Raw genomic sequence first — 21,809 nt, 5'->3', positions numbered from 1 at the left:
CGATGCGTACAATGCGGGATTACTTATCTGGCAGAGGCCTTCCGTATGGCGATGAAAAAGACCGACCTTGAAAAGAACAAGGCACTCAAGCTGAACAACGCAATGAAACTGTCGACCGCCGACCGCTTCGGCAAAGCCGCTGCCGCCGACCCGAAGCTCGACCGCCGCGAACAACGCAAGCTCGATCAGGCGCAGGGCCTCGTCGCGTTCGCCTGCAAGCTGAATGGCGACCTGGTCGCGGAGCTGAAAGAACGGGCCGCCACGCATCCGGAAGGTATGAGCGGGCTGCTGAACGAGGTCATCAAGCGCGGCCTCGCGGGCTAAACATCGCCCAAAGTCGCCGTCCGATACAAAAAGGCCAGAGCAGAAGCTCTGGCCTTTTTGCTGGCGACATTTAACCGGAACTGCGCTGCACTCGCCGACAAGCGGCGCGCACAAGAGAACCGGCAGGGTTCGCCCGGCGAAACCAAGCGTGAGCTTAGTTTGCCGCGCCCTTGTCGTTCGTGCCGGCTGCCGAAGCTGCTGCCGAAACCGGAGCGCGCTTGCCGTGCGTCTTCAGCTTCTTGATGTGGTGCTTCTTCGGCGCGCTAGCTGCAGCGGCCGGCGCTGCTGCGTCCGATGCCTGTGCGAAAGCTTGAACGGAGACCAGCGCGATCGATGCGGCTGCGAGCGAGACGATGAATTTTTTCATGTGTTGTTCCCCAAACCTGGACGACTGAGTCAGTGTGAATGAAATAGCTAAACGGTGAAGCAGACAAGGCTTGAGGCGCCTTACCGCTCCCCGCGGGAGAGTATTACGCAGCGTAGGCGGTTTGTCATGCGCAAAACTCGATATGTATTTTCCGCGAGACAGCTTGCTTTCGATATGCTTTCACTCATTAAGCATGCCGTATCAGGGCGATTACCTAGGTCTGCTTCTAGACCAGATTCCGCAGCAAACTGGCGGTTTCCTGAAGGGTCGGCAGCACCCGATGCAGCGCCGCATTCGCCGACTCCTGGCCGATCGGCATGCTTACGCTGATCGCTGCCACGACCGAGCCATGCCGGTCACGCAACGGCACCGCAACACCACGCATGCCCAGCTCCAGTTGTTGATCGGTGACGACATAACCATCGCGGCGGATTTCGCCCAGCACTTCGCGCAGGCGCTCCGTGGTCGAATACGTATGTGGCGTGAATACCTTGATCGGATAGGACGCCAGCCACTGCTCGATGCTTTCCGGCGGCTGGAAGGCCAACAGGATCAACCCCGCCGACGACAGCGGCGCACTCGCCCGCGAGCCGAGCACGAAACCGACCGCCATCGCGCGGTTGACGCCGTTGCGCGCAACGTAGACCACGTCGTGTTCATCGAGAATCGCGACCAGCGCGGTTTCCTGCACCGTCGCGGTGATGCGCTGAAGAAATGGCTGCACGGTGCGCGGCAAGCGTGCTGAATCCAGATACGACTGACCGAGCCGCAATACGCGCGGCGCGAGCCAGAACAGCTTGCCGTCGGTATCCACGTAGCCGAGTTCGCGCAGCGTCAGCAGATAGCGGCGCGCCGCCGTGCGCGAGAGCCCGGCGCGGGCGGCCACCATGGTCGGCGTCATGCGCGCGTGCTCTTCGTCGAATGCTTCGATGATCGCCAGCGCCTTCGCGGCGCCGGCGATCCAGTCTTTCTCGTCCATTGCGTCTGCCTGAAAGTCGGCCTGCTCTGGGGGTCACTCGTGTCCTGATCCATGAGGCCGTTGCGCGATTATCGCGCGAGTCGCTCGCTGTGCACGCGGTTGAAGACTCATTTGAAGTCCCAGCGCATCTGCTCGGCGATCCCCACCCCGCGCGAGGTCCGCACACATTCGCTCACATAGTCCGTGAACGGCAGCGGCTCGAAGCCGATCTCGTCACGCAGACGGCGGTTGTCGAACGCGTAGTCCAGCTCCGCGAAACCGGCGTACAAACGCAGCGCGTGCTCGATCAGGCGGCCGCTGCTGCAACGGTCACGGCCCACCACCTCGCGTGCGATCTTGCCGAAGTCGCGCACGCGGCACATCGAATAACGGCTGCCCGAGGTGCCGATGGCTTCGTCCATGGCGCTGATGATCTGACCGATGGTCGGCGCTTCCGAACCCGCCGACACGTGATACGTATCGAAAGCCAGCGACGGCTTCACCGCCAGCAGCGCGAGCGCACGGGCGCAGTCTAGGGACGCTGCCTCGCCGCGTCTGTCCTGAAGTTGGGGGAATGTGTGCACAATTGTGTTCAAGTGTTCGCGAATGTTCGCGGCGTATCCCGCACGCGTGCGCCCGGATAGAATCGGCACCGGATACAACGCCTTGTTAGAACAACCGAATTCGAAAAACCGCCTTTGAAACCTGACACACGTCAACACCTTCGCGCGAATCTGCTGATGCTGGTCGCGGCGATCATCTGGGGCTCCGCATTCGTCGCACAACGCTTAAGCCTCGATGCGATCGGACCGTTCCTGTTTACCGGACTGCGTTTCCTGCTCGGCGCGCTGGTCGTGTTGACGATGATCGTCTGCGTGCGGCGCTCCGCGCTGGCTGAGCTGACGAAACGAGAACCCGGCGGCGCACGCGAACTGCTCGGTGCCGGTGTGCTGCTCGGTGTCGTGCTGTCGGCGTCGATTTCGTTGCAGCAGATCGGCCTGCAATACACGAAGGTCGCCAACGCCGGCTTCATCAGTTCGTTGTATGTGGTGCTCGTGCCCCTGCTGGGCGTGCTGTTTCGTCATCGGACGGGATTCGGCACGTGGCTCGGTGCGACGCTGGCAGCGATCGGCATGTACTTTCTGAGCGTCAACGAGCACTTCTCGATCCTGTACGGCGACTGGTATCAGCTTGCCGGCGCCTTGGTGATTTCCGTACAGATGATGCTGGTCGGCCGCTTCGCGCTGCGGCACGACACCCTCATGCTGGCGCTCGTGCAGTTCGTGACTTGCGGGCTCGTGTGTCTGGCCATCGGTCTCGTGATCGAGCCGGTCAGTCTCGCTGTGATCGAGCGCGCCGCGCCGACGATTCTGTACGGCGGTGCGCTGTCGGTGGGCGTCGCCTATACGATTCAGGTGGTTGCGCAAAAGTACGCGGCGCCGTCGCATGCTGCGGTGATCTTCAGTATGGAAGGCGTGTTCGCCGCGCTCGCCGGGTGGCTCGTGCTCGGCGAAACGCTGTCAGCGCGCGCGCTATTTGGATGCGCGCTGATGCTCGCGGGTTTGATCGTGTGTCAGGTGGGACCAGCCTCGCGACGCGGAAGTGAACCTGATCGCTTGCCTCATGAAGCGTGAGGGTTTAGCCAGTCGCCCGGGCGTGCCGCCTCGGCTAAGCGGCACGCGGCTGCGCGAAGAGTTTGGGTGTATCGGCAGTGGGCGGAAACACACACCAGCAGCCGTCGTCGTGTCGAAAGAAAAAAAGGCCGCGCGATCCACCTTCCTGAGAAGTCTCGACCCGCACGTAGCGCCTGCCGCCCAGACGGGTGCGGCTGAATTCGGTCACGTGAACCGGAACCGAAGGCCCCGGCGCCAGCCATTTCTCGACCAGAAAACGCAGCGATTGTTCGCTTGTGGCTCTCATGATCCGCTCCGGGCCGGTTTGTCGTGACTCGCCTCCCGTGTCGCGTCGTTGCTTTCGTCGTTTTCGGTGCCTTCCTCATCATGCTCGGAGGATGCAAGCGATATGGCCCGGTTAGTGGCCGCCGCCCGCAGCGTCGTGCAGTGGCTGGCATGTCTGATATCCGAGAGAAGACGGACTAGTTGTCGTGCTGTTCTGCGTTTCATTGCACACCCCCGCACTGCACCAATAACTTCAGAAAACACTTTAACTCTATGCCTGGATAGGGCGTTGCTGAAATGATTTTGACTAAATAGCAACAGTTGCGCTTGCAAAAAAATAGACGCAATCTTTGTACCTTCCAGCTTCAATGTGCACGTTCGGGGAAGGGCGGTCTGTACGCTGGCGAGCGGATGGCATCGATGAAAAAGCCGGGCCGCCGCTCGGGCGGCATATGCCCGGATGCGCAAGTTATCCACAATTGCCTATGAATAACTTCGGGATAGCGCATCGGACAGCCTGTGTGCGAAATCTTGATAAGACGCGCTGCCAGGCAAGCCCTGTCAAAGTTATCCCAGCTTTGTAGTTTTTCTACAGTCGTGTTCCGCAGGGTTATGGGTTTCGCATGACGTTGATGTGACGGGGGATTTGAGAGTTATCCACAGACGGGGTTAACCCTTGTTAACTATTACTACATATATATATGTATGAAGTAAAAAACATAGGATAAGTACGGCTGCGTGATGAGATCGAAGGCTGATCAGCTCTTGATCAGCCGAAACCCCGCGGCATTAATACATGCATCAAGGCGCGACGCTTGGTCCGCTTGCACGTTGCACGGCAGCAGCCTTGTCGATCGCATCAGGCATTTCAGGAGGCGACGCTGGAATGGTCGCTTCGACCGGCACCGGCAACAGGCGCGTTTCGATGCGGTTGTTCACAACCGGCTGCGTGCGCACCACGGTTTGCAGATAGTGATCGACAAGGCCGAAGAAACGATCGTAAAACTTGCCCGACGGGATGGTCTCGCTTGAAATCTTGACCATCGCATCGCTGTTCGAACGGATCGGCAACGACAGCGAACCCAGCACGCTCAACCCGACGCTCGCCGACGTATCGCTTTTCTTTAACGCAAAGCCGTTTTGCACAGCATTGACGTAGACGATGCTCGTATCGCTCGCCTCTTCCCCCGGCGTACACACCACATGAAACTCGACGACGATGTGCGTATCGCCGGTCGGCTGGAAATTTTTCGTTCCGTCGACGGTATCGGTGCGCGTCATCGTTGTCAGATAGCCCTGACTCAGCAGTGCGCGGCGCGCGGCCTCGCAGGTATCCGTGACGCTCGAATTGAAATTTCGGGCGTAAGGGCTCGCGCCCGTTTCGAACAATTCCTGCTGGAATTTCGGCTGCGGAGCGCTGCTGCAGGCGGCAAGTGTCAACAGGCCGAAAAGCGCGGTGGCAGTGGCTTTGGAAAACGAGGTGAACATGATCGATCGGAAGAGGCGCGGCGTGAGCTCGAATGGGAATGCATTGTAGAGCGGTTGCCAGGTGTGCGTAAAAAGTACGCAGCGCCGCCTTACACGACGTGACGGCTCAATTCCGCGGCTTCAGCGCGGGACCACGACAAAGAGGAAAAATACGACGGAGTTGCCGCTCAGTGCGGCATGGCAGGCGATGCGCCTGGCAGCGCCGCCGCGGCGTTGCCCGCCGGTATCGTAAAAGCGTCGGCCCAGTTGTCCGGCGCCGGGCAACGGTCGGCTTCGCACATGCTGGCTTGTGCGCCCGCGTGCGACGCGATGTTCTGTGCTCCGGCAACGTCGGCGAAATCTTCGACGCGCAAGCTCACCTTCTTCGCGTACGCCTGCGATCCGCCATAACTCTTGAGCGCCGCGTTCATGTCGCCGTTGGCCGAACGCATGTAGCCGTAGAGGATCGCCGAGCCCACTTCGATGTTGGTCGTCGGCTCTGTGAGGTCTTTGACGTTCCTCAGCATCCCCCGATGGGCGCCCGGCACCACCTGCATCAGCCCGGTCGCGCCGTTGGCGCCCTTGGCCTTTTCCTTGAAGCGGGATTCGATCGAGATGATCGCCAGCAGCAGTGCCGGCGGCAGCGAATATTTCGAAGCGGCGGACTGCACCGCGTCGGAAATCTTTTGAGCCTTTTCCTTTGCCAGACCGAATTTCTGCGTCAGATACGCGGACATGCGGTCATTATTTTCGTCGGCCGTTGCGGTTTGCATCAGGCCGAGCGAAAGCACGATCAGGCAAAGTAACCGGCTCATAACGGAGGACGGGAAAGAAAAGGGATTCGCGCATTATAGCTCTGCCCCCAAAATAGGCACCAAACAACCAAAATTCGTCTGAGGAAAGACGGCCGGCTGGTGCGTCCGCGCGTGCTTCGCGAGCGCATGTCGGGCGCACCCAGTTGTGCGGCAGTGCGCTCGGAGAAACTACGCCGGCTGTGAATCGGCGCTCTCATTCCGCGTAGCGGCGATGCAAAGCTGCTGCCACCTCCGCGAAACGGGCGCGTAATTCCGGCGGCGCCAGCACGTCGGCCTCGGTGCCGAAGCGCAGCAACTCCGCGCATGCCTGCCTTATCGAACCGACCGGCAAAGTGACCGTGCGCCAGCCGTCGGACGGATCCGGCTCGCCAATTTTCGCGGCTGAGCGTGCGAACGGCGACGTGAAGGCTTCGAGCATCTGCATGCCCCACGGCGACAGGCGCAGCGTTGCCTCGCTCGCATGCATCTCTTCGGACAGACGCTGCGTGCTGTCTTGCCAGTAAGTCGCCAGATCGAAGGCGGGCGGTCGCTCGAAAGTCTCGTCAAGCACGTTCAATTCGAGAATGCGCGAAATGCGGTAGATGCGGACGTCCGCGCCGACCCGCCCAACCACGTACCACGCGCCGCTTTTCAGCACGATGCCGAGCGGGTCGATCCGCCGAAATTTTTCGGCCTTCCAGCTCTGATAGCGAATCTGCAGCGGATGCTGTTCCCACACCGCGCTGGCGATCAACGGCAGATTCGCGGGCTGGTCCGCGTCGGAAAACCAGGCGGGAGCGTCGAGGTGAAAACGCGAGCGCATGCGCTCCGCGGTCGAACGCAATTCGACCGGCAGCGCGGCAAGCAACTTGGTTTGCGCGCCGGCCATGACGGCGCCGAGCCCAAGTGCCTGCACTGGCCCCGGCAAGCCGGCGAGGAACAATGCCTCCGCTTCCTGCGACGACAGGCCGTTCAGACGCGTACGGTATCCGTCGAGCAGACGATAGCCACCTTCTGCGCCACGTTCGCTCTGGACGGGGACGCCCGCGGCGCTCAAGGCGTCGATGTCGCGATAGATCGTGCGCAGGGAGACCGCGCATTCGTCGGCGAGCGACTGCGCGGTCACGCGTCCGCGCGCTTGCAAGGTCATCAGGATGGAAAGGAGGCGGCTGGCTCTCATGCGGACAAGTGTAGTCATACCTGACACAAACTGACAGGTATGGGCGCTTAGGATGGGGACATCCGGCGTCAGATGGACGCTGGCTTTCCAACGAGACGCTCACTCAGAAGGCTCCCCATGACCACAGATCGCACGATCACGCTGTTCCACTCACCGCAGTGCCGCTCCGTCAGCGCACTGACGCTGCTCGAGGAACTCGGCGCCCCGTATCAGCTAAAGGTGCTGAACATGAAGGCCGGCGAGCAGCGCAAGGCGCCGTATCTCGCGATCAATCCACTCGGCAAAGTGCCGGCGATTCTTCACGGCGACGCGCTGATCACCGAACAGGTCGCAATCTTTATCTATCTGGCCGACCTGTTTCCTGAAGCGGGTCTCGCGCCGGCGCTCGACGATCCGTCGCGCGGCCCGTATCTGCGCTGGCTGGTGTACTACGCGGCATGCTACGAACCGGCGCTGGTCGACAAGGCGATGAAGCGCGAACCGGCACCGCTCGCCACGTCGCCCTATGGCGATTTCGATTCGATGCTCGGGACGGTGACGAGCCAGCTGCAGGCGTCGCCCTATTTGCTCGGAGACAAGATGTCGGCCGCGGATATTTTGTGGGGCATCGCGCTGCATTGGGGGATGATGTTCAAGCTGGTGCCTGAGACGCCAGTCGTGCTCGAGTACACCCAGCGCGTCTGCTCGCGGCCGAGCTTCGTGAAGGTGAGCGAGCGGGATGTCGCGCTGGCGGCCGAGCATGAGGCGGCGGTCAAAGGGGCTTGATGTTGCGGGCCGGCTGCCGGGGATGCCGCGGTGATCAGCGATGTTGGCACCTGACCGGCTGGCCAGTTGATCGGTCGGCCGATCCGGCATCCGGCTCGATGCGCCCGGATTTGAGACAATGAAGCCCGCCGGTGAATGTCTTCCCGGGACAACCGGGCGCGCCTTGACCTTTTCAGCAGGCGCCAGCCCATTGAACAAGAGATGTTTTCAGGTATGAGCAAGACCGTATTCATTCCCAGCGTCCCCGCGACGTCGGAGGAAGATTTCGAAGTGTCAGCGACGTCGAAACTGGCCGGCTACCGGCGTTTTTTCGGCGTGTTGAAAGTGGTTCGAACCACCGATGGCCGCGTGCTGTTCCCGTTCGACGGCGCGCCGGAACTCGGACCCTACGCGACCAAGCTGGAAGCCGTCGCGGCGGCACAGGTGTATGGCGAGCACATCGTGACCAGCGACCTGGCGCGTCCGGAGTTGTAAGCGCGGGCGCTCGGCGGGTGCGCTTTGGTCCCTTAGGCGGGTTGCTCGGTTAGTCACTCGGAATCGTCATTTGAAGTGGTCATTTCGGGAGCAACGAATGCCTCGTCTGCGCAAAGTGGGCTCATTGCCCGTTGTCATGGGGAGTGCGGCCGTGCTGATGGCCGCTTTCTGTCAATCCGGCTTCGCCCAGACGTCGGACGCCAATGCCGGTCAGACGGCGCTCGGCAAAGCCGAAGTCGTTCACGCCCAAGTCCACGTAGTAGCCATCTACCCGGCCACCAACAGCGTCACCCTACGCGGTCCGCGCGGCAATCTTGCGGATGTCGACGTCAATCCCCAGTTGGCCGATGTCAGGAAACTGCGGGTCGGCGACACGCTGAACGTTGCGTACCAGCAGGCGCTGCTGCTTCAAGTCGACAAGGTGGCGACCAAAGGCGTGCGTGAACGCATCGAGACGACGGTGGCGATACCGGCCTCAGCGGGATACGCATCGTCGGCGCATAGGGTACAGATTGTCGCGACGGTGTTGAAGATCGACCGTAAAAGCCGGATGGTGACGCTGCGTGGGCCGAAGCATCAGCAGGTACTGAGGGCGGCGGAGAGTATTCCGCTCGATGAGTTGAAAGTCGGAGACAGTGTGCGCGCGGAGTTTGTGTCGGCGGCTGCGGTGGAGGTGGTGAGGAAGTGAGGTGCGCTATCGGGGCAAAAAAAGGCCGCCCTCAGGCGACCGTTTTTTCAGCATGATGCGAGCGATAGCAGCCTATCACCCTCACTCCACAGTGACCGACTTCGCCAGGTTCCGCGGCTTATCGACGTCCGTGCCTCGCGCACAAGCCGTGTGATAAGCCAGCAACTGCAGCGGCACCACGTGCAGGATCGGCGACAGCAAGCCGTAGTGCTCCGGCATCCGGATCACATGCAGGCCTTCATCATTCACGATCTTCGTATCAGCATCCGCGAACACATAAAGCTGGCCGCCGCGCGCACGCACTTCCTGGATATTCGACTTCAGCTTCTCCAGCAGCGCGTCATTCGGCGCCACCGTCACCACCGGCATTGCTTCAGTCACGAGCGCCAGCGGCCCGTGCTTCAACTCGCCGGCCGGATACGCTTCCGCGTGGATATAGGAAATCTCCTTCAGCTTCAACGCACCCTCGAGCGCGATCGGATAATGCAGGCCACGCCCGAGGAACAACGCATGTTCCTTGCGCGAAAACTCTTCCGACCACGCAATGATCTGCGGCTCCAGCGCCAGCACGCTATTCAACGCCGCCGGCAGGTGGCGCAACTGCTTCAGATACTCGGCTTCCTGCTCCGTGCTCACCTGCCCACGCAGCTTTCCAAGCGTCGCTGCCAGCACGAACAGCGCCACCAGTTGCGTCGTGAATGCCTTGGTCGACGCCACACCGATCTCGCGACCCGCATGCGTGAGGAACGACAATTCCGTCTGGCGCACCATCGCGCTCGTGCCGACATTGCACACCGCCAGCGTATGTTTGTGCCCCAGCGACTGCGCATGCTTGAGCGCCGCCAGCGTATCGGCCGTCTCGCCCGACTGCGAGATCACCACCACCAGCGACTTCGGATTCGGCACCGACTCGCGATAGCGATACTCGCTGGCAATTTCCACCTGGGTCGGGATCTTCGCGACCGACTCGAGCCAGTACTTCGCGGTCAGCCCCGAGTAATAGCTCGTGCCGCACGCGAGAATCAGCAGGTTGTCGATGTCCGCGAACACCTTCCCCGCGCCGTCGCCGAATAGCGCCGCGTCGAACGAATCGCCTTGCGGGATCGTGTCCGTAATCGCACGCGGCTGCTCGAAAATTTCCTTCTGCATGAAGTGGCGATACGGGCCGAGTTCGACCGCGCCGCCATACGCCGCGACCTGGCGCACTTCGCGCTGCGCTTCGTAACCGTCACGATCGGCGATACGCACGCCCTCGAGCGACAGTTCGCAAACGTCGCCTTCCTCGAGGAAGATGAAGCGTTCGGTGCTGCCGGCAAGCGCCAGCGCATCTGACGCGAGGAAGTTCTCACCGTTGCCGAGCCCCACTACCAGCGGCGAACCTTGCCGCGCGCCGACCACCGTATGCGGCTGATCCTTATGCAGCACCGCGATCGCGTACGCGCCGTGCAATTGCCCGACCGCTTCGCGCACAGCGGCAAACAGATCGCCGCGATACAGGCTGTGAATCAGGTGAGCGATAACCTCCGTGTCGGTCTGAGAGACAAACACGTAACCCTTGCCCCGCAGCATTTCACGCAGCAACTCGTAATTCTCGATGATGCCGTTGTGTACCAACGCGAGTGCGTCTTTCGAGAAGATCGGGTGGGCGTTGTCGGTTACCGGCGCGCCGTGCGTCGCCCAGCGCGTATGCGCGATACCCGTGATGCCTTCGAGGTGGCTCTCCTTCACCTGCTCGTCCAGATCGGCCACGCGCGCGACGCTGCGAGCACGACGCGGCCCATCACTACCGAGTACCGCCACGCCGCACGAATCGTAGCCGCGATACTCGAGGCGACGCAGTCCTTCGATCAGGACGGGAACGATGTTACGTTGCGCAACCGCGCCGACAATGCCACACATGGCTTATTCCTTTTCAGTGCTGGGTTTCAGGGAGCGCGCTTCATGCGCGCGTCACGCCCATCAACTTTTCTTCTTGGTCGGGCGTACATAGCCCGACTTGCTTGTTTGAGTCTTATCGTTCAGGACCAGCATGTCTTCTTCGACATCCTTCCAGACCGTGGTGCCCGCCGCGATCGTCACACCGCGCTTGACGCGCACGGGCGCAACGAGTTGCGTGTCCGAACCGACGAACACGTCGTCTTCGATGATCGTGCGGAATTTGTTCGCGCCGTCATAGTTACAGGTGATGGTACCCGCACCGATATTCACGCGCGCCCCGACATCCGCATCGCCGATATACGTCAGATGGTTCGCCTTTGAGCCATGACCGAGCACCGAGTTCTTCACCTCGACGAAGTTGCCGACGTGCGACTCATCCTGCAACGACGTGCCCGGACGCAGCCGCGCATAAGGGCCGAGCACGACGTTCGCACCCACTTCGGCGCCTTCGATATGCGTGAACGCGTCGACGCGCGTACCGGCGCCGATCGTCGCATTGCGGATCACGCAGTTCGGCCCGACCGTCACGTTGTCAGCCAGCGTGACGCGGCCTTCGAACACGCAGTTCACGTCGATCGAGACGTCGCGGCCGCATTCGAGTGTGCCGCGCACGTCGATTCGAGCCGGATCGGCAAGCGTCACGCCGGCCACCAGCAGCGTCTCGGCGACATTGTGCTGATGAATCCGTTCGAGTTCGGCAAGCTGCTGCTTGCTATTCACGCCGAGCGTTTCCCACTCTTCGTCAGGCTGTGTGGTGACGACTTCGAGTCCGGCTTCGATCGCCATCTCGACCGCGTCGGTCAGGTAGAACTCGCCTTGCGCGTTGTCGTTCTTTAACGCGGCGAGCCATGCGCCCAGACGCTCGGTCGGCGCGACGATGATGCCGGTGTTGATCTCGGCGATCTTGAGCTGCTCGGGCGTCGCGTCTTTCTGTTCGACGATGCGCGACACCTTGCCGTGCTGATCGCGCACGATGCGGCCGTAGCCGCTGGGGTCGTCGAGCGTGACGGTGAGAACACCGTAGCCGCCTCGGCCCGCGCGATCGGTCAGCGCCTGCAGCGTGCTGGCGCGCGTGAGCGGCACGTCGCCGTACAGCACCAGCGTGGGTTCGGACGGATCGAGCAGCGGCAACGCCTGTTGCACGGCGTGACCCGTGCCGAGTTGCTGCTCCTGCGCGGCGAACTGGACATCCGGCGCCGCTACCGCTTCACGCACGGCTTCGGCGCCATGACCGACCACTACGACCAGACGCGTGGGCTTGAGCGCACGAGCAGTGTCGATGACATGAGCGAGGAGCGGCCGGCCAGCCAGGGGATGGAGCACCTTGGGAAGCGCGGACCGCATGCGCTTACCGGTGCCTGCCGCCAAAATCACGATGTTCATGGCGTCGGCAATCAGACAAGTTTGGAGCCGACGATTCTATCATGCGACCTATAACGAATAAGGCCGCTCGCGCGGCCTTATTACCCTGCCGAATCACCCGGAAACCTTTGATTTCAGGGCACTTCACGGCCTGGTTACATATCGTCGAACTGAACGATCGAGATCGGCTTCGATCCGTTGAAGGTTGCGCCCTCACCGGAATCGGTCGAACACGGCTCCTCGTCGAAAGCGATATCGCCTTGCGGATCGGCCTCGCCGCTTGCACGCAGGCCGGCGAACGGGAACAGCTTGTGATCCATCAGATGCGACGGCACGATGTTCGACAACGCATTGAACATGTTCTCGATGCGGCCCGGGAAACGCTTCTCCCAATCGCGGATCAGCGCCTTCATTTCCGCGCGTTTCAGGTTCGGCTGGCTGCCGCACAGGTTGCACGGAATGATCGGGAATTCGCGCAACTCCGCGTACTTTTCCAGATCGGTTTCCTTCACGTAAGCGAGCGGACGGATCACGATATTCTTGCCGTCGTCTGATTGCAGCTTGGGCGGCATGCCCTTCAGCTTGCCGCCGTAGAACATGTTGAGCAGCAGCGTTTGCAGAATGTCGTCGCGATGATGGCCGAGCGCGATCTTGGTCGCGCCGAGCTCGCCCGCCACGCGATACAGAATCCCGCGACGCAAGCGCGAGCACAGCGAGCAGGTGGTCTTGCCCTCCGGCACCAGCCGCTTGACGATGCTGTACGTATCCTGGTTCTCGATGTGAAACGGAATGTCGAGTTGCTTCAGGTACTCGGGCAGCACGTGCTCCGGAAAGCCCGGCTGCTTCTGGTCGAGATTCACCGCGACGATGTCGAAGTTGATCGGCGCGCGTTCGCGCAGCCGCATCAGGATTTCGAGCATCGCGTAGCTGTCCTTGCCGCCCGACAGGCACACCATCACCTTGTCGCCTTCCTCGATCATGTTGAAGTCGCCGATCGCCTCACCGACCTGGCGCGCGAGCCGCTTGAACAGCTTGTTGTTCTCGTAGGCTTCTTTCTGCTCGCGGCGCGTGAGCGGCGCTTTGACCGCTGAGGCGTGTCCCGCCTGCACAGCCTCGGGGGCCGCGGAGTCGTTCAGGATTTCCTGAGCATTCATGGCTCAATCCTCTTTGATACGGAAGACTTCGACGCCCACGGCGTCGCAGTCGGGATAAACGTCCGGCTTTTCGGTCGACACGCAGACAGCGCGCACTTGCGGATGATCGAGGAGCGCCTTGACGAGGTCATCGCAGAGGGTTTCCTGCAGGTGAATATGACCTTGCTCGACGCGGCGCGCGATGGTCGAGCGCATGAAGTCGTAATCGACGACTTCGTTCAATTTATCCTGAACCGGCGTGGACAGCGCGAGCGGCACGAACAGTTCGACGTTGATCACGACGCGCTGTTCGCCGCGCTTTTCGAAGTCGTGCACGCCGATGTTGATGTGCACTTCGTAATTGCGCAGAAAGAGCCGGCGGCAATCGGCGAGCCGGGGATGCGAAAGAGCGGCAAACATGTTCGTTCCAGTCGAAAAAAGAGTGCGGAGCACTCAAGTGGGCGCTTCAGGGCGCGGGCGGCCGCCGGCTCACCCGGCAACCAGCACGCATGCGCTTCAGGCGCCCGTCAAAAACATAACGTCGCGCGGCAGCGGCACGAGGTGCTGCCCGCCGTCGACCACCAGCGTCGTTCCTGTGACGCCCGCTGCATCGGCGAGATACAGCGCGGCGGCGACAATATCCTCCGGCCGCGACGCGCGGCCCAAAGGTGTAGCACGGTGAGCTTCTTCAAAACCAGCCGGCGTTTGATCGGCGGATTGCATCGTCAGACCAGGGGCAAGCCCGACCACGCGCACTTTCGGCGCCAACGCCTGCGCCAGCGCAACCGTCGCTGTCTGCAACGCTGCTTTCGACAGCGTGTAGGACAGGTAGTCCGGGTTCATGTTGTACAGCTTCTGGTCCAGCACATTGATGACCACGCCGCGCTGGCTTTCATCGGTGCGCGCGGCTTCCGGCGTGGCCTCGAACAGCATACGCGCCAGCACGAGCGGCGCGCCGAGATTCATCGCGGTCAGCTTCAGCAGAAGGTCGTAACCGACGTTCTGCGCCGTGTCTTCTTCGAAGCGCGAGGCGTTGTTGACAATACACGACGGGCGGCCCAGCGCGGCCATACAGGCGGGCAGAAGCTGCTCGACCTGGGCCTCGTCGCCCAATTCCGCGTGCAAAGCCACCGCCCGGCGGCCAAGGGCGACGATTTCCGCGACTACTTCGTCAGCCGCCTCCCGCGACGCGCCGTAGTGGACCGCCACGTCCCAGCCACGCGCGGCGAAGCCGAGCGCGAGCGAGCGCCCGATGCGGCGGGCGGCGCCGGTAATCAGCACGATGCGCGGCGTTTCAGGCGCGCGGGCGGCGGCGGTGTCCAGAGGGGCGGTCATTTACAATGCGGGGATGAATCCGAAAGCTCACCAACCCGATAGTTTACCTGCTCCCGGCCCGAGCGCGCTTGCGCAGTCCGAAGCGCTGGTCGCAGAGGTCCGCGCGGAGCTCGAAGCGGCAGGCGGCTGGCTGCCATTCGACCGCTACATGGAGCGCGCGCTTTACGCGCCGGGACTCGGCTATTACAGCGGCGGCGCCCGCAAATTCGGCCTGCGCGGCGACGACGGCAGCGACTTCGTCACGGCGCCGGAAATGTCGCCCCTCTTCGCCGCGACGCTGGCGCGCCCGCTCGCCGAGGCCTTGGAGGCGAGCGGCACGCGCGCGCTGATGGAATTCGGCGCCGGTACGGGGAAACTCGCCGCCGGCTTGCTGAATGCGCTCGACGTTCTGGCCGTCGAATTCGACAGCTACTCGATCGTGGATTTGTCCGGTGAGTTGCGCGAACGCCAACGCGAGACGATCGAAGCCACGGCACCGGCGCTGGCCGCGAAGGTGCGCTGGCTGGACGCGTTGCCGGAAGGATTCGAAGGCGTGGTGATCGGCAACGAAGTGTTGGACGCGATGCCCGTACGGCTTTTCGCCTTTACCGGCGGCGCCTGGCACGAACGCGGCGTGACGTGGCGCGACGAGGCCTTTGCGTTCGACGACCGGTTGGTATCGGAGGCTGCGGACATTGCGCTTCTGGCTGAGATCGAAACTACCGGTGTCGACTACGTCACCGAAACGCACGACGCCGCCCGTGCATTCACGCGGACCATTTGCACGATGCTCACGCGTGGCGCGGCGTTCTTCATCGATTATGGTTTTCCGCGCCACGAGTACTACCATGAGCAACGCGCGCAGGGCACGTTGATGTGCCATTACCGGCACCGGGCGCATGGTGACCCGTTTGTCTATCCGGGCTTGCAGGACATTACCGCGCACGTGGAATTTACCGGCATCGCCGAAGCCGGCGTCGAGGCTGGTGCGGATTTGTTGGGGTTCACGTCGCAAGCGCGGTTCTTGTTGAACGCGGGGATTACCGAGACGTTATCGGCGCTCGATCCAACGGACACGGCGAGGTTTTTGCCTGCGGCGAATGCAGTCCAGAAGTTGTTGTCCGAGGCGGAGATGGGTGAGCTGTTCAAGGTGATCGCGTTTTCGCGCGGGCTGGATGACACGCTGCAGGTGTTTTCCGGCGGCGACCGGTCACATACGTTGTGATTTTTTGCCTTAGGGATTGGCGATGATCCGCTGGCTGTTGACTACGTTTGTTGCGGTGGCGGTGTTGTCGGCCTGCTGGCCGTGGCTCAGGAAGATCGGGATTGGGCGGATGCCTGGTGATGTTACGTTGCGCCTCTTCGGGCGGGAGTACCCGTTTCCGTTTATGTCGACGCTTGTGGTTTCGATGGTTTTGTCGCTGATCGCGAGGGTTTTGTAGTCTGCGCGACGCTTGTTGTCCGTGTTCTCAGGGTTTTGGCCTTTCCTTGAATTGGTAGTGGTTTATTAGCGTTGCCCCTGTGCGGGGCGGCACTTACTTTCTTTGCCGCCGCAAAGAAAGATAAGCAAAGAAAGCGGCTTAAACCGCTAATGCTAAGTGGGCACCGTGGTTTGCTACGGGTAGTGGTGCATCTGGAATCCGTGTCCTCGCGCATTCTGCGTTAGTGACAAAGGACTCATCCACTCCCACTCCGCACTGCGTGCGTCGCGGACGGGTATGCATGGGAAACCAGAGGCTTCGGTTTAGGTCCGTGGGGGCCATCGGCTTCGCCTCGGCGAAGCGCCCCTGCATTCACCCGGGAACCCCTACTTGAAGTGATATGTCCGTGTCCCGCAATCACGGTCACAGTCACGGCTGTGGCGGTGGCAATGCAATGACGAGCCACGGTTCAGTGGCGAGGCGCGAGCGCCGAAACCTAGCGGGTGGTTTTAAGAAGTACTCTTCGGCGCGCGCAGCGCCGCCGGAAGTATGACGCCCTTGTCACAAGCGCCTGCAGGTGCACGAACCCAGATTCCAGATGCACCACTGCCCGTAGCAGACTACGGTGCCCACTTAGCATTAGCGGTTTGAGCCGCTTTCTTTGCTTATCTTTCTTTGCGGCGGCAAAGAAAGTAAGTGCCGCCCCGCACAGGGGCAACGCTAATAGACCACTACCAATTCAAGGAAAGGCCAAAGCCCTAAGAACACGAACAAAAGCGCCGCGCAGGCAAAAAAACCTCAAGCAACAAGAGCCCCTTCAACAGCGCGAACGCGCTCCTGATGCACGGCATCCTTAATCCCCGCAGGCGAGTCAACGAGCCGCTTAGCCACAGCACCAGCATCCACCCCCCGCGCAGCAACAAGCGCAATCCGCAACCGCTCAGCCTGCGGATACTCCCGCATCTCAAACCCAAGCCGCCCACGCGCATCCGCCTCACAAGCCTGCAAGGCTTCAGCAAACCGCGCCGGTTTCCGAATCGCATCGCTGCGCTCGAGCAGCCTCACCAACGCGGCCGCCCCCATCTCCATCACGCGATGAATATTCCCATGCTCCCGCGCGACCAGCAGCGCCAGATCGCGGCATTCATTCGGCACCCGCAGCCGCTCACATAAAGGCTTCAGCAAATCCACGCTGCGCCCCTCATGCCCGATATGCCGCGGCAATACGTCGTCCGGCGTCGTCGCCTTGCCCAGATCATGCGTGAGCGCTGCGAACCGAACCGGCAACGCGTAACCCTGTTGCGCGGCATGGTCGACCACCATCATCACGTGCACGCCCGTATCCACTTCGGGATGATAGTCAGCCCGCTGCGGCACGCCGAACAACGCTTCGATCTCCGGCAGAATCCGCGCCAGCGCGCCGCATTCCCGCAGCACCTCGAACATGCGGGACGGCTTCTTCTCCATCAACCCGCGCGACACCTCCTGCCACACGCGCTCGGCGACCAGTGCATCGACCTCACCGTCGGCCACCATCTTGCGCATCAGCGCCATCGTCTCCGGCGCCACCGTGAAATCGACGAAGCGCGCCGCGAACCGCGCAATCCGCAAAATCCGCACGGGGTCTTCCAGGAACGCATCGCTGACATGGCGAAACAGCCGCGCCTGCAAATCGCCCCGGCCGTTGAACGGGTCGATCACCGGACCGGTCAGTTCGCCGTCCGGGCGCATTTCGCGCGCCATCGCGTTGATTGTCAGGTCGCGGCGAGCGAGATCCTCTTCGAGCGTGACATCCGGCGCGTAGAAGAACTGGAAGCCGTGATAGCCCGCGGCCGTCTTGCGCTCGGTGCGTGCAAGCGCGTATTCCTCGTGTGTCTGCGGATGCAGAAACACCGGAAAATCCTTGCCCACCGGACGATAGCCCTGCACCACCATCTGCTCGGGCGTCGCCCCAACCACCACGTAATCCCGGTCCTGCACGGGTACGCCCAGCAACTCGTCACGGATCGCGCCGCCTACTGCGTAGATATTCATAGGCATACGTCTTGGTACGGAATGGCATGCGTTTCGCGCAGCGCGTCGTCGATCCATGCCTTCACCGCCGGCAACGCCGTCACGCGACGAACGTAAGCCGCGGCGGCTTCGGAGAGCGCCGGTTGCCACGTGTTGAAGCGCATCACGACGGGTGCGTACATCGCGTCGGCGATGCTGAACTCGCCGAACAGGAAAGGACCGCCGTAGGTATCGAGACACCTGCTCCAGATCGCGTCGATGCGTGCGATGTCGGCGAGCGCGCCCGGCGTTGCGTTCTTACCCGGAAACGACGCACGAATGTTCATCCACATGTTCGAGCGCAATTCGCCGAAACCCGAATGCATCTCGGCGCTGATGCTGCGTGCGTGGCTACGCGCCGCCGGGTTGCGCGGCCACAGCGCATGCTGCGGGAAGCGCTCAGCCAGCGTCTCGGCGATCGCCAGCGAATCCCAGGTAGCCGATCCATCTTCGCCGATCAGGCACGGCAGCTTGCCCGGCCCCGTCGGCGCGTAAGCCAGAATCGCGGACTTCGTGCCGGATTCATACAGATGAATCAGCACCTCTTCAAACGGAATACCGAAATGTTTGACCAGCAGCCACGGACGCATCGACCATGACGAGTAGTTCTTGTCACCGATAAGCAGCTTCATGCCTGATATGAAAGGAAGAGATAAAAAGGTTCAACGCCCCGCGCTCGCGCGAAACGCGTCGAAGCGCGAACGCGTCGACGCGCCGGTCAGATACACGGGCGCGATCGTTTCAATGCTGGCGGGTTCGATGCCGAGTTCAGGCGCAAGCGGTCCGCTCAACACGTTGTCGACTTTCATCGAATCGAGATTGTCGCGCGAAATCACCGGTTCGCCCGGCGCCATTTCAAACGTCAACGCCTGCAAGCGCGCCAACGCCTCCGGCAGGCGAATGATTCGCGCATGCCGGCCGATCACGTCGCCGCAATACTTGACGAGGTCTTCGAGTGTATAGACGGTCGGCCCGCCGAGGTCGTAGGTATGGCCGCTGGCCGCGTCGAGATCGAGCACGTTGCAGATCGCTTTTGCCACGTCGTCGACGTACACCGGCTGGAATTTCGCGTCCGGCATCGCAAGCGGAATCACCGGGAACATCCGCTGCAGGAACGCGAACTTGTTGAGGAACTGGTCTTCAGGACCGAACACCACGGACGGACGGAAAATCGTCCACGCCAGATTCGCCGCGTGCACGGCCTTTTCGCCGTCACCCTTCGAGCGCGAATACATGCTCGGCCCATTCAAGTCGGCGCCGAGCGCGCTGATATGAATCAACCGGTGCACGCCCTTGCCTTCGCAAGCCGCAACGATTTTGGTCGGCAATTCGACGTGCGCGCGGGCGAACTCCGGGCCGTACGGCGTGCCACGTTTGCCGTGCAGCGTCGCAACGAGGTTGATCACGCAATCGGCGCCTTCGACGAAACGCGCGAGCTGCACCGGATCGAACACGTCGGCTTCGATCACGTCGATGGGGAGCAGGGTGAGATGGCGGGCGTTATAGCGCCGCCGGGTGGCGATGCGCACATCTTTGCCCATTTCAACGAGGGCATTGACGAGATGGCTGCCGATAAAACCGGAACCGCCGATGATCGCAATGGCTTGATGTCGCATTTTCGACTCCCTAGTGGAAGCCGCGGCAACGGCTGGCGTGGCGCACCGCCGCATCAGAGTGATGCGGCGGCGGCACGGCGCTTACGGCGCGATATAACCCAGACGCGCCTTCAGCGATTGCGGACGGCCTTCGAACAATGCCGCGTAGTAGACCGTGTTGGACAACACATTCTTTACGTAATCGCGTGTTTCCTGGAACGGAATCGCCTCGGCAAAGATCGCGCCTTCAACCGGATGCTGCAACGATTGCCGCCAGTTGCTCGGACGGCCCGGGCCCGCGTTGTAACCCGCAGTAGCCAGCACGGCGGACCCGTCGAACTGATTGTAGATCATCGACAGGTAGTTCGTGCCGAGCAGGATGTTGGTGTTGATGTCGTTCATTTGCTCGCGCGAAATCGGGCCGAGGCCGATCTTCTTTGCCACCAGTTGCGCGGTGCCCGGCATCAATTGCATCAGACCGCTCGCGCCAACTTCCGAACGCGCGTTCATGATGAAGCGCGATTCCTGGCGAATCAGCCCGTACGCCCATTCGACGTCGAGCCCATTCGACTGCGCATCGCGCTCGACGATATCCTTGAACGGCGACAGATAACGCAGCGAGAAATCGTGCTCGCTCTTCGTGCGATCCGCCGTGTTGACAGTGCGGTCATACAACTGGATACGGCGCGCGTATTCGGCAACGGCGAGCAGTTGCCGGTCGCTCATATCGCGCAGCGGCCAGTTCCATTCGCGATTGCCTTCGAGGCGCAGATTCAGCGCATAGAAACGCTGCGCCAGATCGAAGCCCGGCGTGTTGCCGGCCTGTTGGATTTCGGCGTCGGTCACGGTGGTTTTCGGCGGCACGGTGATCTTTTGGCCAAGCTCTTCCGCAGCCAGTTGGCCGTAGAAGTTGAAGCCCTGCGAGATCGACTCGAATTCCTGGTTGGCCGTGGTCGTGTCGCCGGCTTGTTTGAGCGCGCGGGCGTGCCAGTAGACCCACGACGGCTGATTGCGCAGCGCCGCCGGCATCTGTTCGATCGACCAGCGCACCATCGTCCAGTCGCCGGCGAGCAGCGCGGTGCGGGTGCGCCATTCGTACGCCGGGTTCGACAGCGGCGCATTCACCGACAGGCGGTACCAGTCCACCGCGCTCGGCATCTGCTTGGCAGCGGCTTGATACGCAATCGTGCCCCAACCGATTGCGCGCTCGGGCGAACTCAACGACGGCGCCACCGAGGCGAATGTGGCCGCTGCCATGGCCGGATCGTTGCGCGCCATGCGCGTGATCGCCAGCAACGCGAGTTGGTGCGATTGCGTATCCGGACCGACACCGCGCGCCAGCAACAACGGCGGCGTACTCGTGGCCTGGCCGAACAGCACCGGATCGGGCGGCTGGTTGCTGAGCGCATCGACGAGCTTGCTGCCTGTGCTCGTGTAGTTCTGTTCGTACGCGAGGCGGATCTGTTGCCACACGTCGTCGGAACTGAATTGCTGGTTGACCGCAAGCGCGGTAACCAGATCGACGCAGCCGTCGCCGTACCACTTCGGATCGACCAGCAGCGCGCGCGCCGCGTCGGCGACGTTTTCACCCCGCGCGGCACGCGACTCGAGCGCGTAGCACTTAACCTGCGTATCGTCGTTCAGCACGAAACGCGCGTATTGCTGATCGAAGTTACGCCAGTCGTGACGCGCGCCGAGCACCGTCAGGTAGTCGTTGCGCATGCGGTCGGCGACGGCCTGGCCGTCGTACTTCTGCAGGAACGACTGCACCGGCGCATCCGGTGCGTCAATACGCGCATGGCCGCTGGAATCGAACAATTGCGGCTTGAGCTGGAAGTACTCCAGATACGAAGGCGCCGGATAGTTCGGGATCGTGCTCGCCAGTTGCGCTGCGCGCGCCGCGTCATTATTGCGGGCGGCTTCGCGAAGCTGGACGAAGGTCTGGTCGTCGTTCGTGAGTTGCGAAAGGGGAATGGGCTTGACGGCGGAGGCCGTGCTGCACGCGACGAGTGCCGCAGCGGCAAGCGCCAGACCGGCCGCGCGATATACTCGATAGAGGCGTTTTGACATCGTTGTTTC

At 61.9% G+C, this 21,809-nt stretch carries 22 protein-coding genes and 1 pseudogene; 7 read left to right on the top strand and 16 right to left on the bottom strand.

Annotated features, from left to right (window positions below; translation table 11 throughout):
* The first annotated feature begins 45 nt into the window (after window positions 1-45).
* Window positions 46-324, top strand: coding sequence for a hypothetical protein (locus M0D67_RS12105; RefSeq protein WP_154566336.1), 279 nt, complete (start codon window positions 46-48; stop codon window positions 322-324).
* Window positions 325-478: 154 nt separating this feature from the next.
* On the opposite strand, the gene M0D67_RS12100 is transcribed toward M0D67_RS12105, so the two are convergent.
* From M0D67_RS12100 to M0D67_RS12090, 3 genes and pseudogenes are all read right to left on the bottom strand, one after another.
* Entirely contained in the window at window positions 479-691 is a 213-nt protein-coding gene (locus tag M0D67_RS12100; protein ID WP_054040885.1) for a hypothetical protein, read from the bottom strand.
* A 226-nt stretch (window positions 692-917) separates the two neighbouring features.
* Window positions 918-1,670 (bottom strand): IclR family transcriptional regulator C-terminal domain-containing protein, encoded by a 753-nt coding sequence (locus tag M0D67_RS12095; protein ID WP_097390619.1) that lies wholly within the window; start codon window positions 1,668-1,670, stop codon window positions 918-920.
* Between the two features lie 107 nt (window positions 1,671-1,777).
* A pseudogene (locus tag M0D67_RS12090) lies at window positions 1,778-2,188 on the bottom strand (epimerase); the annotation flags it as partial.
* Between the two features lie 159 nt (window positions 2,189-2,347).
* On the opposite strand from M0D67_RS12090, the gene M0D67_RS12085 reads away from it, so the two are divergent.
* On the top strand, window positions 2,348-3,283 hold the full coding sequence (locus tag M0D67_RS12085; protein ID WP_154566334.1) for a DMT family transporter: 936 nt from the start codon (window positions 2,348-2,350) through the stop codon (window positions 3,281-3,283).
* Between the two features lie 34 nt (window positions 3,284-3,317).
* Here the strand turns inward: M0D67_RS12085 and M0D67_RS12080 are convergent, their stop codons facing one another.
* The 4 genes from M0D67_RS12080 to M0D67_RS12065 form a co-directional block, all read right to left on the bottom strand.
* Window positions 3,318-3,569 (bottom strand): hypothetical protein, encoded by a 252-nt coding sequence (locus tag M0D67_RS12080; RefSeq protein WP_154566333.1) that lies wholly within the window; start codon window positions 3,567-3,569, stop codon window positions 3,318-3,320.
* 779 nt (window positions 3,570-4,348) lie between these two features.
* A complete protein-coding gene (locus M0D67_RS12075) occupies window positions 4,349-5,035 on the bottom strand; it encodes a DUF2242 domain-containing protein (RefSeq protein WP_154566332.1) in 687 nt (228 codons plus the stop codon).
* A gap of 167 nt (window positions 5,036-5,202) precedes the next feature.
* A complete protein-coding gene (locus tag M0D67_RS12070; RefSeq protein WP_154566331.1) occupies window positions 5,203-5,829 on the bottom strand; it encodes a lytic transglycosylase domain-containing protein in 627 nt (208 codons plus the stop codon).
* A gap of 193 nt (window positions 5,830-6,022) precedes the next feature.
* A complete protein-coding gene (locus M0D67_RS12065; protein ID WP_266238875.1) occupies window positions 6,023-7,006 on the bottom strand; it encodes a YafY family protein in 984 nt (327 codons plus the stop codon).
* Window positions 7,007-7,105: 99 nt separating this feature from the next.
* On the opposite strand from M0D67_RS12065, the gene M0D67_RS12060 reads away from it, so the two are divergent.
* The 3 genes from M0D67_RS12060 to M0D67_RS12050 all read left to right on the top strand — a co-directional run bounded on the left by M0D67_RS12060 (window position 7,106) and on the right by M0D67_RS12050 (window position 8,915).
* Window positions 7,106-7,753: a glutathione S-transferase family protein gene (locus tag M0D67_RS12060; RefSeq protein WP_266238874.1), complete on the top strand. Its 648-nt coding sequence runs from the start codon at window positions 7,106-7,108 to the stop codon at window positions 7,751-7,753.
* A 213-nt stretch (window positions 7,754-7,966) separates the two neighbouring features.
* Entirely contained in the window at window positions 7,967-8,227 is a 261-nt protein-coding gene (locus M0D67_RS12055; protein ID WP_093641155.1) for a DUF6723 family protein, read from the top strand.
* Between the two features lie 97 nt (window positions 8,228-8,324).
* Window positions 8,325-8,915 carry a hypothetical protein gene (locus M0D67_RS12050; RefSeq protein ID WP_154566329.1) on the top strand — a complete coding sequence of 197 codons (591 nt, stop codon included), beginning with the start codon at window positions 8,325-8,327 and terminating at the stop codon, window positions 8,913-8,915.
* 81 nt (window positions 8,916-8,996) lie between these two features.
* On the opposite strand, the gene glmS is transcribed toward M0D67_RS12050, so the two are convergent.
* The 5 genes from glmS to M0D67_RS12025 form a co-directional block, all read right to left on the bottom strand.
* Window positions 8,997-10,814 (bottom strand): glutamine--fructose-6-phosphate transaminase (isomerizing), encoded by a 1,818-nt coding sequence (gene glmS, locus M0D67_RS12045; RefSeq protein ID WP_154566328.1) that lies wholly within the window; start codon window positions 10,812-10,814, stop codon window positions 8,997-8,999.
* A gap of 60 nt (window positions 10,815-10,874) precedes the next feature.
* On the bottom strand, window positions 10,875-12,236 hold the full coding sequence (glmU, locus tag M0D67_RS12040; protein WP_154566327.1) for a bifunctional UDP-N-acetylglucosamine diphosphorylase/glucosamine-1-phosphate N-acetyltransferase GlmU: 1,362 nt from the start codon (window positions 12,234-12,236) through the stop codon (window positions 10,875-10,877).
* Between the two features lie 134 nt (window positions 12,237-12,370).
* Window positions 12,371-13,369, bottom strand: coding sequence for a tRNA 2-thiocytidine(32) synthetase TtcA (ttcA, locus tag M0D67_RS12035; RefSeq protein WP_266238873.1), 999 nt, complete (start codon window positions 13,367-13,369; stop codon window positions 12,371-12,373).
* Window positions 13,370-13,372: 3 nt separating this feature from the next.
* Window positions 13,373-13,768, bottom strand: a complete 396-nt coding sequence (locus tag M0D67_RS12030) for a dihydroneopterin aldolase (protein WP_063497570.1) — start codon at window positions 13,766-13,768, stop codon at window positions 13,373-13,375.
* Window positions 13,769-13,864: 96 nt separating this feature from the next.
* Window positions 13,865-14,683: an SDR family oxidoreductase gene (locus M0D67_RS12025; RefSeq protein WP_266238872.1), complete on the bottom strand. Its 819-nt coding sequence runs from the start codon at window positions 14,681-14,683 to the stop codon at window positions 13,865-13,867.
* 13 nt (window positions 14,684-14,696) lie between these two features.
* Between M0D67_RS12025 and M0D67_RS12020 the strand changes: the two genes are divergently transcribed.
* Window positions 14,697-15,887, top strand: a complete 1,191-nt coding sequence (locus M0D67_RS12020; protein ID WP_266238871.1) for a class I SAM-dependent methyltransferase — start codon at window positions 14,697-14,699, stop codon at window positions 15,885-15,887.
* Between the two features lie 22 nt (window positions 15,888-15,909).
* Complete coding sequence (locus tag M0D67_RS12015; protein WP_171928508.1) at window positions 15,910-16,104, top strand: DUF2905 domain-containing protein; 195 nt, start codon at window positions 15,910-15,912, stop codon at window positions 16,102-16,104.
* A 777-nt stretch (window positions 16,105-16,881) separates the two neighbouring features.
* Here M0D67_RS12015 and M0D67_RS12010 read toward each other — a convergent pair.
* The 4 genes from M0D67_RS12010 to M0D67_RS11995 form a co-directional block, all read right to left on the bottom strand.
* Entirely contained in the window at window positions 16,882-18,117 is a 1,236-nt protein-coding gene (locus tag M0D67_RS12010; protein WP_171927597.1) for a multifunctional CCA addition/repair protein, read from the bottom strand.
* A complete protein-coding gene (locus M0D67_RS12005) occupies window positions 18,114-18,767 on the bottom strand; it encodes a glutathione S-transferase family protein (RefSeq protein ID WP_171927598.1) in 654 nt (217 codons plus the stop codon). The genes M0D67_RS12010 and M0D67_RS12005 overlap by 4 nt, the downstream gene beginning before the upstream one ends.
* A gap of 30 nt (window positions 18,768-18,797) precedes the next feature.
* Complete coding sequence (locus M0D67_RS12000) at window positions 18,798-19,751, bottom strand: complex I NDUFA9 subunit family protein (RefSeq protein WP_266238870.1); 954 nt, start codon at window positions 19,749-19,751, stop codon at window positions 18,798-18,800.
* Window positions 19,752-19,832: 81 nt separating this feature from the next.
* Entirely contained in the window at window positions 19,833-21,800 is a 1,968-nt protein-coding gene (locus tag M0D67_RS11995) for a lytic transglycosylase domain-containing protein (RefSeq protein WP_266238869.1), read from the bottom strand.
* Window positions 21,801-21,809: the final 9 nt, after the last annotated feature.

The sequence above is a fragment of the Paraburkholderia sp. SECH4 genome (genome assembly GCF_030511745.1).
GTDB classification, from domain to species: Bacteria; Pseudomonadota; Gammaproteobacteria; order Burkholderiales; family Burkholderiaceae; genus Paraburkholderia; species Paraburkholderia madseniana.
The sequence above is the reverse complement of the archived record's forward strand: the minus strand, read 5'-3'. Positions and strand labels throughout refer to the sequence as shown.

Coding starts and splice junctions, on each gene's coding strand:
- M0D67_RS12105 (WP_154566336.1), top strand. CDS start 46: ATGGCGATGAAAAAGACCGACCTTGAAAAGAACAAGGCACTCAAGCTG.
- M0D67_RS12100 (WP_054040885.1), bottom strand. CDS start 691: ATGAAAAAATTCATCGTCTCGCTCGCAGCCGCATCGATCGCGCTGGTC.
- M0D67_RS12095 (WP_097390619.1), bottom strand. CDS start 1,670: ATGGACGAGAAAGACTGGATCGCCGGCGCCGCGAAGGCGCTGGCGATC.
- M0D67_RS12080 (WP_154566333.1), bottom strand. CDS start 3,569: ATGAGAGCCACAAGCGAACAATCGCTGCGTTTTCTGGTCGAGAAATGG.
- M0D67_RS12075 (WP_154566332.1), bottom strand. CDS start 5,035: ATGTTCACCTCGTTTTCCAAAGCCACTGCCACCGCGCTTTTCGGCCTG.
- M0D67_RS12070 (WP_154566331.1), bottom strand. CDS start 5,829: ATGAGCCGGTTACTTTGCCTGATCGTGCTTTCGCTCGGCCTGATGCAA.
- M0D67_RS12065 (WP_266238875.1), bottom strand. CDS start 7,006: ATGACTACACTTGTCCGCATGAGAGCCAGCCGCCTCCTTTCCATCCTG.
- M0D67_RS12060 (WP_266238874.1), top strand. CDS start 7,106: ATGACCACAGATCGCACGATCACGCTGTTCCACTCACCGCAGTGCCGC.
- M0D67_RS12055 (WP_093641155.1), top strand. CDS start 7,967: ATGAGCAAGACCGTATTCATTCCCAGCGTCCCCGCGACGTCGGAGGAA.
- M0D67_RS12050 (WP_154566329.1), top strand. CDS start 8,325: ATGCCTCGTCTGCGCAAAGTGGGCTCATTGCCCGTTGTCATGGGGAGT.
- glmS (WP_154566328.1), bottom strand. CDS start 10,814: ATGTGTGGCATTGTCGGCGCGGTTGCGCAACGTAACATCGTTCCCGTC.
- glmU (WP_154566327.1), bottom strand. CDS start 12,236: ATGAACATCGTGATTTTGGCGGCAGGCACCGGTAAGCGCATGCGGTCC.
- ttcA (WP_266238873.1), bottom strand. CDS start 13,369: ATGAATGCTCAGGAAATCCTGAACGACTCCGCGGCCCCCGAGGCTGTG.
- M0D67_RS12030 (WP_063497570.1), bottom strand. CDS start 13,768: ATGTTTGCCGCTCTTTCGCATCCCCGGCTCGCCGATTGCCGCCGGCTC.
- M0D67_RS12025 (WP_266238872.1), bottom strand. CDS start 14,683: ATGACCGCCCCTCTGGACACCGCCGCCGCCCGCGCGCCTGAAACGCCG.
- M0D67_RS12020 (WP_266238871.1), top strand. CDS start 14,697: ATGAATCCGAAAGCTCACCAACCCGATAGTTTACCTGCTCCCGGCCCG.
- M0D67_RS12015 (WP_171928508.1), top strand. CDS start 15,910: ATGATCCGCTGGCTGTTGACTACGTTTGTTGCGGTGGCGGTGTTGTCG.
- M0D67_RS12010 (WP_171927597.1), bottom strand. CDS start 18,117: ATGAATATCTACGCAGTAGGCGGCGCGATCCGTGACGAGTTGCTGGGC.
- M0D67_RS12005 (WP_171927598.1), bottom strand. CDS start 18,767: ATGAAGCTGCTTATCGGTGACAAGAACTACTCGTCATGGTCGATGCGT.
- M0D67_RS12000 (WP_266238870.1), bottom strand. CDS start 19,751: ATGCGACATCAAGCCATTGCGATCATCGGCGGTTCCGGTTTTATCGGC.
- M0D67_RS11995 (WP_266238869.1), bottom strand. CDS start 21,800: ATGTCAAAACGCCTCTATCGAGTATATCGCGCGGCCGGTCTGGCGCTT.